General features: G+C 62.0%; 8 protein-coding genes. 6 read left to right on the top strand and 2 right to left on the bottom strand.

Features of this window, described 5'->3' with window-relative positions; translation table 11 throughout:
* Positions 1-54: 54 nt before the first annotated feature.
* Positions 55-1,014 carry a DUF389 domain-containing protein gene (locus ABHR75_RS09390; RefSeq protein ID WP_346964182.1) on the bottom strand — a complete coding sequence of 320 codons (960 nt, stop codon included), beginning with the start codon at positions 1,012-1,014 and terminating at the stop codon, positions 55-57.
* 214 nt (positions 1,015-1,228) lie between these two features.
* Entirely contained in the window at positions 1,229-2,932 is a 1,704-nt protein-coding gene (locus tag ABHR75_RS09385) for an OPT/YSL family transporter (protein ID WP_346964181.1), read from the bottom strand.
* Positions 2,933-3,124: 192 nt separating this feature from the next.
* Here ABHR75_RS09385 and ABHR75_RS09380 point away from each other — a divergent pair, with 192 nt between their 5' ends.
* The 6 genes from ABHR75_RS09380 to ABHR75_RS09355 form a co-directional block, all read left to right on the top strand.
* Positions 3,125-3,976 carry a type III pantothenate kinase gene (locus ABHR75_RS09380; RefSeq protein ID WP_346964180.1) on the top strand — a complete coding sequence of 284 codons (852 nt, stop codon included), beginning with the start codon at positions 3,125-3,127 and terminating at the stop codon, positions 3,974-3,976.
* A 47-nt stretch (positions 3,977-4,023) separates the two neighbouring features.
* Positions 4,024-4,584 (top strand): deoxycytidylate deaminase, encoded by a 561-nt coding sequence (locus ABHR75_RS09375; RefSeq protein WP_195363744.1) that lies wholly within the window; start codon positions 4,024-4,026, stop codon positions 4,582-4,584.
* Between the two features lie 170 nt (positions 4,585-4,754).
* Positions 4,755-5,033, top strand: coding sequence for a NifU family protein (locus tag ABHR75_RS09370; protein ID WP_035137589.1), 279 nt, complete (start codon positions 4,755-4,757; stop codon positions 5,031-5,033).
* A 108-nt stretch (positions 5,034-5,141) separates the two neighbouring features.
* Positions 5,142-5,963 carry a prolipoprotein diacylglyceryl transferase gene (gene lgt, locus ABHR75_RS09365; protein ID WP_346964179.1) on the top strand — a complete coding sequence of 274 codons (822 nt, stop codon included), beginning with the start codon at positions 5,142-5,144 and terminating at the stop codon, positions 5,961-5,963.
* Positions 5,964-6,043: 80 nt separating this feature from the next.
* A complete protein-coding gene (locus ABHR75_RS09360) occupies positions 6,044-8,227 on the top strand; it encodes a DUF6020 family protein (protein WP_346964178.1) in 2,184 nt (727 codons plus the stop codon).
* Positions 8,228-8,392: 165 nt separating this feature from the next.
* A partial coding sequence (locus ABHR75_RS09355) for a YebC/PmpR family DNA-binding transcriptional regulator (protein ID WP_346964177.1) occupies positions 8,393-9,153 on the top strand: 761 nt, incomplete at its 3' end.

The following is a 9,153-nucleotide window of genomic DNA, read 5'->3' as shown; positions in this document are numbered from 1 at the left end:
TGTTGGCTAAAATGGGTCGGCCGGGATTGGTCAATCTCGGCCGACTATATTTGGCTAAATTATTCCGACGCTAACAGCGGCAAGCTCGCGCGTGGTTTCGGTGACGCCGTAGCCGTCCTGCACGCCGGCCTGCGCCGAACCAATAGACCCCGCGGTCATAACGATGCAGGGGACGGCAAAGATCACCGTGCCCACGATGATGTGGCGGCGCACCTTGCGCGATAGCTCGTTGACCTCGGCGTTTTCCTCGGCAGTCACAATGCCGTCGCCGTTGAGGTCGCGCTTGAGCGGCACGCGCAATAGAAGCAGCACGGCTTCGGCAGCCAGCGCGATAAAGACCACGTTGATGCCAAATTCATAAAGCGCCGAGAGAAACAATGACCCGCTTGCGATGGCGATGCCATAGCCCGCCGCGCACAGGGGCGGCATGAGCGCGGTCGCCACGGCCACGCCGGCGATGAGCGTGGCGGGTTCCTGGTCGCGCGAGTTGCCCAGGCCACCCGCAAAGCCGCCCGCGAGCGCGACGGCAAGGTCCCACACGGTCGGTGTCGAATTGTCGATGATGGCGGCCGTGGTGGTGCCAAGGGGCGAGAGCTTAAAGTACAACGTGGACGTGACCAGGCAAAAGGCCATCTGCAGCGCGAGGCTGGCGACGGCCTCGACGGCAATCTCGCGGTCGAGCGTGGCGATGCCGTATGCCATGGCAAGGACCGAGCCCATGAGCGGGCAGATGAGCATGGCGCCTACAATGGCGATATCCGAGTCGATATCGAGGCCGATGCTCGCGATCAACATGGCAATGATCAGGATGCACAGGTGAGAGCCAGTCAGGCGCGCCCCGTTTACGAAGCGCTTGCGAATCACGTGATAGGGCGCACGACCCTCGCGAATGTTGAATGCCTGCTTTAGAAAGCGGCTTGCGTTCTCCATGGCCTCGCTGTGGGCGGGGCGGATGCCATGGCGCCGATGATGGCGCTCGCGCAGTCGCTTGATCTGTTGTTTATCGAGTTCCATGTCCACCTCGTTCTGGCACGTGCCGCGTATCCCGCCCGTCGTCTTTACTCTACACCGCGTTGAGCGAGGTGTCAGACAGGGTTTGTTGACCTGGAAGTCAGGCCAATCGGCATGACTAAAAACGCCGTGAGGATCATAAGAGTCAAATAGACAAAAAGCGCGGGGCCGGATGGTCTCCGACCCCGCGCTCTGTACGGGTACGTTGCTGTTGGGTTTATCCCAGCAGGCTCAGACCGACGGAGACAAACGCCAGGATAACGCCGACGATGGACTCGCCGCCCAGCAGGCCGCTGGCAACAACCAGGCCCTGCTCCTGGAAGGCGGCATCCTTGGCGGCCTTCTCCTCGTCCGAAAGACCGGCCTCGGCGTCGCGGTGAGCGGCCCACTTGTCGTAGGCGAGCTTAACGCAGGAGCCCAGGAAAGCCGTGAGCGACATATAGAACGGCAGGTACACGCCCAGACCGATCATCATGGCCGGAATGCCGAGCCAGTACATGACGATGCCGGCGATAAAGCCGCCTGCGAACCACGGTACGCTCGGGATGCCCGAGACCATGGTGGCGACCACACTTGCCTGCGCGGCCACAAAGCTCTTGTCGGGACCAAAGGCGTCCGGACCATAGGCGGTGACGAGCGCGACCATGACGGCGGCGGCGACCAGGGCGCCCACGATGCCGCCGATGGCCTGGCCGACCCACTGTGCGCGCGGGTTGGTGCCCAGCACGGCACCGGCCTTAAAGTCGTTCATGACGTCGCCCGCAAGGCCGCACGCTACAGCCACGATGCCGGCGATAAAGAACAGCTTGACCTGAGCGAGCTGTGCGAAGGCGGCAACGATGAGCATGACGATGAGGCCGAAGATCTCCATGGGGTCGATACCCGTCTGCCCGCAGCTCTGCGCACTCATGATGGTGGTGACAAAGGTGAACAGCGTGACGATGACGGCTGGAACGGGACCAAGATCGAGCGCGATGGCGACGATCACGGCGATGGTGGCGGCGCCCAGGCCGATGATGCCGGCGTCGAGCTTAAGGGAGCCCGAGATGAGCGACTGCTCGTCGGTGTCGGTGGAGCTGTCGGCGGCGAGGCCGCGGACGATACCGGCGACCTGCGGCAGGATGTCCTTGAGGACGACGGCGACGCCAAAGCCCATCATGAGGCCCATACCCAGGGACTTGACGATGCCCTGTGCGGTCATAACGTCAAACAGACCGGCAGCGGTGCCGCCGACGATGATGCCAAAATTGCCCAGCAGCGCGCCGGCAAACCAGAAAGCGACCGGGGCGAAGCCCACGAGGAAGCCGACGGAGAGCAGCATGGGCGAGTTGTAGATGGCAAAGGTCACGCCGGGGATGTTGAGCGTGCACAGCATACTGGGCACAATGCCCAGGGCGTCGCGAAGCACGCTGTAGATGCCCGCGATGGCCATGGAGCCAAAGAGCTGCTTGCCGGTCTTGCCGCCGGCCTCGGTGGCGCGCAGGGTCTGAGCTGCGGCGTTGCCGGTGGGGAACTCAAGCGCGGCGTCCACGATAAAGTGACGGTGGATGAGCGCCGTGGCCAGCAGGCCCAGGATGGTGCCGGCGAGTGCCACGATAAACATGTCGAGCCAGCTGATCTGGTCGGCATAGCCCAGCATCCAGGCGCCCGGGATGGTAAACGCCAGACCGCCGGCGACCATGGCGCCTGCGGACATGATGGTGTGGGTGACGTTTGCCTCGTTGAGGCTGGCGTTGCCCATGAGCTTAAGGAAGAACAGCGAGATGACGGCAGCGAAGACGATCGGCCAGGGGAGTGCGCCCATCTTGAGGGCGGTGTAGGCCGAGCTTGCCGTGATGATCACGCAGCCAAGGACGCCGATGACGACGCCGCGCAGCGTAAGTTGCCCGCGCATCGAAGCGCGGTTCGAGGGATTGCTCATATAAAACTCCTTTGCGTATATCCGCTTCCCCCGGGAGCGCCGTTACGGATACGGCGCGGGAAGTCGGGTTACCAAGGGCCGCCGCATGAGCTCGCAAACGACCGCGCACCAGTATAGCCTCAAGCTAGTCATTTTGGGATGACTGGTTTAGGTAGGCGATATACTGCTGGGCAGACGAAAGGAGCGCCGACGATGCTTAATGGGTGCGCATATATATTGACGGTCGACGTGGGCAACACGTTCATTCGCTTTGGCCTGTTTGCAGAGGATTCGGCCGCGGCGCAGGAATGTCCGCTTGCGACGTGCGAGATCACCACGCCGTCGAGCATCACGGCAGACGAGGCGCGCATGCGTCTCGTGCAGGTCATGGCCGCACTGGTGGCCGATGCGGGCATGCCGGGTGCGCTTGTGCCCACGGCTGCCGTGCTGAGCTGTGTGGTCCCGGCGCTCGAGCGCCCGTGGAAGGCGGCACTTTCCCGTACCTGCACGGGGCGCGTGCTCACGGTGGGGCCGGGCCTCAAGACCGGCATACCCGTGCACTACGATGACCCGGCCGAGATCGGTCCCGACCGCATCGCCGACGCCGTGGCAGCCCGCGCCGTCTACGGCTCGCCGTGCATTGTGATCGACCTAGGCACCACGACCAATATCGAGGTCATCGACGCGCACGGTACCTTTGTCGGCGGCGTTATTGCGCCAGGCTTGGCCCTCGGCGCCCGCTCGCTTTCGGCGGCAGCAGCGCGCCTGCCCCAGGTTGAGCCCTCGGCGCCGACACACGTCATCGGCCGCAACACGCGCGAGGCCATGCGTTCGGGCGTGGTTCTGGGCGAGGTAGCCCGTATCGACGGCATGCTCGACATGGTGCTTGCCGAGATGCGTGCGACCAAGGCCGCGGGGGAGGGCGATGTGCCCATCGTCATTACCGGCGACGATGCCGAGGCGCTTGCGGCGCTGGTCGGCCATAACCTGACGGTCGACGATGCGCTGACGCTGCGGGGCCTCGCCGAGCTCTACCACATCAACCAAAAGCCCCGCCGCGCGTAGCGATGGGGGCAATGGGACAAAAACGTCTCCACCTTCCACCTGCTACAATGGGTCAAACTATTGCGATTTCGGAGGTGTCTGCCGTGTCGGACGATCTTCATCAAACCGCGTCGGGCAAGCGCCGCGACGTTATTAGCTGGGATGAGTTCTTTATGAGCGTGGCCATTGCCGCGCAGCGCCGCAGTAAGGACCCTAACACGCAGGTGGGAGCGTGTATCGCCAGCACTAACCACCGCATCCTTTCGGTGGGCTACAACGGTACGCCCTCGGCGCTCAACGATGACTTTTTCCCGTGGGGTACGAGCGACGACCCGCTGCAGGACAAGCACAACTACGTGGTCCATGCCGAGGCCAACGCCGTGCTCAACTACCGTGGCTCGCTCAAGGACCTCGAGGGTTCCACAGTCTACGTCACGCTATTCCCGTGCCACGACTGTGCCAAGATCCTGGCGCAGGTGGGTGTGGGCGAGGTCGTCTACCTGGACAATAAGTATGCCGACACCGACGACGGCCGTATCAGCCGTCGCATCCTCGACTCCTGCGGCATCAGCTACCGCCAGGTCATCGTCGATGTTCAGATTGGTACCGGGGGACAAGCTCAGCAGTAGCGCGTGCCAACGCCAGCTGGCGGCAAAACAGCAAAAAGAGCCCCGTCCCAAATTGACTACTCGTGAAAGTCGCGTCTGCGCGCATGGACGGCTCGTGAGCGGGTACATGGCTGTAGTAACATAGCTTCTGTCCGCGGGCGTGCCCGCGTTATTGTGAGAAAGGAGCCCCTGTGGCTGTTAACGAAGAGCTGCTTAAGAAGGTTCTTGAAGAGATCCGCCCCAACCTGCAGGCCGATGGCGGCGATATGGAGTATGTGGGCGTCGACGACGAGGGCGTTGTCAAGCTGGAACTGCAGGGCGCTTGCGCCGGCTGTCCCATGAGCTCGCTGACCCTTTCCATGGGTATCGAGCGCATCCTGAAGGAGCACGTGCCCGGCGTTACCCGCGTCGAGCAGGTCAATGCTTCCGGCGAGGCCGAGGACCTGTACGACGAGTACGCGCCGTTCTAAGATGCGAAAGCTGCGGACGGTACGCTCCGCATAGACGTTACGTCCAAATATGCGGCTGCGAGCGCAAGGTCCGCGGCCGCATTTGTATGTAGGGAGCAGGGGATCGATATGCTCAACGACCTCTACCATATGCTTGATCCCGTCGCGATCTCGGCGGGCCCCATCACCATCTACTGGTACGGTCTGGCCTACGTGGTCGGCGCTCTGCTCACGGCGGTCGTTATGTACCGCACGCAACGTCGTTGGGGCTTCGACATTACGATTGATGACCTGACGAGCGTCGTGGTCGGCGCGGTCTTTGGCCTTATTATCGGCGCGCGCCTGTTTTACGTCGTCTTTTACGGTGATGGCTACTATTTGGCCCACCCGCTCGAGATCTTTGCCACCAACGAGGGAGGCATGAGCTTCCACGGTGGCCTGGTGGGCGGCATCTTGGGCGGCATCATCGTGTGCCGCATGTATAAGCTCGACGCCTGGACCATCGCCGACCTTGCTGTGATCGGTGCTCCGCTGGCGCTGTGCCTGGGACGTTGCGCCAATTTCGTCAACGGCGAGCTGTGGGGTAAGCCGACCGATCTGCCCTGGGGCGTGGTCTTTGGCGGCACTGCGGGCGATATGCCGCGCCATCCCTCCCAGCTCTACGAGGCGTTTCTTGAGGGCGTCGTACTCTTCTGTATTTTGCAGGTGCTCAGCCGCAAAAAGCCGCTACTGCCCCAGGGTACGTTTATGGGCGTGTTCGTGATGGGGTACGGCATCGTCCGCTTTCTCGTTGAGTTCGTGCGCGTGCCCGATGCCCAGCTGGGTTATCTGTTGGGCGGCGTCATCACCATGGGCCAGCTGCTGAGTTTGCCGCTCGTGATCGCCGGTCTGGCGCTCATCATCTTCGCCCGACACCGCAATCGCCCCCAGCGCATCTACCTCGACGCCTAACCAAGGCCACCACAAAGGGGACAGGCACCTTTGTGGTGGTCTTGCCGAGTTTGATAGGTTTCTAGAAAGGCTTTCGGACTGTGAAGGATTCCGACCTCTCCACAACGGCTGCGCGCGACGCTGCCCGCATCGTCTGGTTTAAGCGCTACCCCGCCAAGCAGACGCTCATCGCATTTTTGCTCGCGCTGTTGGCGACCACGGCGTTTTCCATCGATCCCGCCCCGGTGTCGAGCAACGCAGTCTTGGCAATTGACCCCAAAGCCTCGGGCATGCTGTACGTGTGCTACGAGGTGCTCCTCTCGTTTGCCGGCCATACCGACGCGGTCATGCTGCTTGCGCTTGCCTGCCTGCTCACGCTGCCGTTTCGCTACGTATTCTTTGGCCGCGGCGACGCCTGGCGTCCCTCGGTGATCCTTCCGTCGCTGTTCTTTGCCGTCTGCATGGTGTTTGGCCGCAGCTACGACCTCACCGATTCGGCCGAGATCGTGCTCGGCGACAAGGCCCGCATTATCTGTGCCTGGATAGGCGGTGCGGGCTGGATGCTCTTGGCGGTCGTTGCCTTCTATCTGGCTTTTGAGTGTCTAGATTGGCTGAGCTCTCGGCGCATTCCGTTTTCTGAAGCGCACTTTGGCCGCGTATGGCGTGTGGCTCACGCCGTGCTCTCGGTCCATCCCTTTGCCGGGCCCTTCCTGGTGCTTATGGTCGCCTGGGCGCCCACGCTCATCGCTTCGCTGCCCGGCCTTTTTATGGGAGATACGGGTGCGCAGATTCGCCAGTGGTTCAACTACCCCAACGGCACGAGTGACTACCTGCGTCTGCTCAATCCCAATGTGTTGCTCAACGGACATCATCCCGTGGTGCACACGGCTATCATCGGTTCGTGCGTCCAGCTGGGGCTTTCACTGTTCAACAGCGCCAACGCAGGTCTTGCCATCTACACCTGCGCTCAGTTCGTCATTACGGCCGCCTGCATGGCCTATTCCATCTCGTCGCTGCGCAAGCTGGGCGTGAGCCTGCCGGTCCGCGGCGTGATCTTGCTGTTCTTTGTGTTTATGCCGATGTTCTCTAACTACGCGGCGTTGCTCACCAAAGACGTGCTCTTTGCCGACGCGCTCTTGGTGCTGCTGGTACAGACCGTCAAGCTCGTGGCATGTGGCTTGCCCCGTCGTGATGCCAATGTCGAGCGAACGGGCGAGAAAGCCCCCGTGCTCTTTGCGCGCCACGACTGGCTGCTGCTTGCTCTGGGCGCCATGGGCTCCACGTTTCTGCGTAACGGCGGCCTGGTGTTTCCCCTGGCGGCATGCGTAATCGCGGCGGCGCTTTGCGCATGGGACGTGCATGTGGCTCGTCGTGCAGCCAAGCAGGCTGGTGCTGCGCCTTCGGGCGCCACCCCGCGTTTCCGCTGGGTGGGAGTTCTTGCGGTGCTTGCGCTCTGCCTTGCCTCTAATATGTACTTCACCAAGGTCTTTATGCCGGCACACGACATCACGCCTGGTTCCAAGCGCGAAATCCTCTCGATTCCGTTCCAGCAGACGGCTCGTTTTGTCCAAAAGCACGACGGCCTCAACTCGGGCGTCAACCCCACGGTTAAGGAGGACGGCACCATCGTGGAGGCTCCTTGCGACGGCTTGGTGACCGACGAAGAGCGTGCCGCGATCGACCGTGTGCTCAAGTACGAGAATCTGGGCCGCCGTTACAACCCGGATAAGTCGGACGCCGTCAAAAATTGCTTTAACGAGTACGTCTCGCAGGAGGACATCAAGGCCTATTTTGAGGTGTGGGCCCAGATGTTCAAAAAGGATCCCGAGTGCTATATCTCGGCGCTCATCAATAACTACTACGGCTACTTTTATCCGAGTGCCCGCGATGCGTGGGTTTACAGCACGGCGCGCAGTGCCGAGATTATGGCAAAGCCCGATAACCTCAAGTACTTCGACTTCCATCCGGTCGATAGCAAGGTTGTGCGCTGGTGCGACCACCTGATCAACCTGTACCGCGTGGCGGTGCAGCGCATCCCGTTTATCTCGCTCACCATGAGCTCGGCCACCTATGTGTGGATCATGATCGCCGTGGTGGTCTATCTGCTACGTCGTCATTCGTGGCGCGGGCTGGCCATTTGGGTGCCGCTGCTGGGCGTGCTCGCCGTGTGCCTGATCGGTCCCTGCAATGGCTCGACCTACATGCGCTACCTGTATCCGGTCATCGCCTGCATGCCCTTTGCCATCGGCGCCACCATCACCCGCAGCGACCTCCTCTGGTCCTAATTTGGTGCATTGGGGTCAGGTTGCTTTGCACCAAAGGGTGGCATCATCACGACGCCTTCATTTTGGGGTTTATCTCGCAGGCCAGTAGGTATATCATAACGACGTTTGTTTATATTGCCCGAGCATCTGCGCTGGGCTTTAGGTCGAAACCGATAGGAGACACGTATGTCCGGACACTCTAAGTGGGCCACAACCAAGCATCGTAAGGGCGCGCAGGACGCCAAGCGTTCCGCCCTCTTCTCCAAGCTGAGCCGCAACATCACCGTTGCTGCCCGTCTCGGCGGTGACCCGCTGCCCGAGAACAACGCCAGCCTCGCCGCTGCCGTTGCTAAGGCCAAGGCTCAGTCCATGCCCAAGGACAAGATCAAGTCCGCTATCGACAAGGCCTTCGGTTCGGGTGCCGATGCCGCCGTCTACGAGAACATCGTGTACGAGGGCTACGGTCCCGCCGGTGTCGCCGTCTACGTTGACTGCCTGACCGACAACCGCAACCGTACCGCCGCCGATGTCCGTTCCGCCTTCTCCCACGCTGGTGGTAACCTGGGCACCTCCGGCTCCGTCGCCTTCCAGTTTGAGCGCAAGGGCCAGATCGTCGTCGCCAAGGAGATCCTGGACGAGAACGCCAAGAAGGAGACCATGATCGCCAACGGTCCTGCCGGTGACGAGGATGAGTTCATGATGGCCATCGCCGAGGCCGGTGGCGAGGACTACGAGGACGCCGGCGAGGAGTGGATCGTCTGGACCGCTGCTAACGACGTCATGGCTGTCTCCAAGGCGCTCGAGGAGCAGGGCGTCCAGGTCAAGGGCTCCGAGACCACCATGGTCCCGACTACCCCGACCGAGGTCTCCGGTACCGACGCCAAGAAGGTCCAGCGCCTCATCGACCGTCTTGAGGAGCTCGACGACGTCCAGGACGTCTACAGCAC

Origin of the sequence: Collinsella aerofaciens, assembly GCF_039752955.1 — a bacterium.
Lineage (GTDB): Bacteria > Actinomycetota > Coriobacteriia > Coriobacteriales > Coriobacteriaceae > Collinsella > Collinsella aerofaciens_BI.
The sequence above is the reverse complement of the archived record's forward strand: the minus strand, read 5'-3'. Positions and strand labels throughout refer to the sequence as shown.